The sequence below is a fragment of the Bartonella sp. AP58NXGY genome, assembly GCF_042195785.1.
In the GTDB taxonomy this organism is placed as follows: Bacteria; Pseudomonadota; Alphaproteobacteria; order Rhizobiales; family Rhizobiaceae; genus Bartonella.
Window position 1 is genome coordinate 368 of sequence record NZ_JBHIOY010000354.1, and the last position, 237, is coordinate 604.

A 237-nucleotide genomic window follows, 5' to 3' on the forward strand; every position below is an offset into this window, starting at 1 on the left:
CGCAAATGCTAAAAATGATTTGCCTGCAACCTCATCAGAGGCCCTTGCCTTAAGATGAGCACGATGCAAAGGCTTTCCAGTACGCGCAATAAGAAAAGAAACATTATCACACACATCTGAGTGACCAATCAATAAAACACTATCCATAAAAGAAAATTGCGTTTTTAATGGTACACGCAAAGGTCCTGCTGGAAAGACAGCTCCATTGCCAAAACCACGCATCGCATCAACAACAAG

1 protein-coding gene is annotated in these 237 nt (G+C 42.2%); it reads right to left on the reverse strand.

Features of this window, described 5'->3' with window-relative positions:
* Positions 1 to 237, reverse strand: a 237-nt coding sequence (locus ACFINC_RS11375) for a tetraacyldisaccharide 4'-kinase (protein ID WP_375617270.1), incomplete at both ends; no start/stop codon positions are given.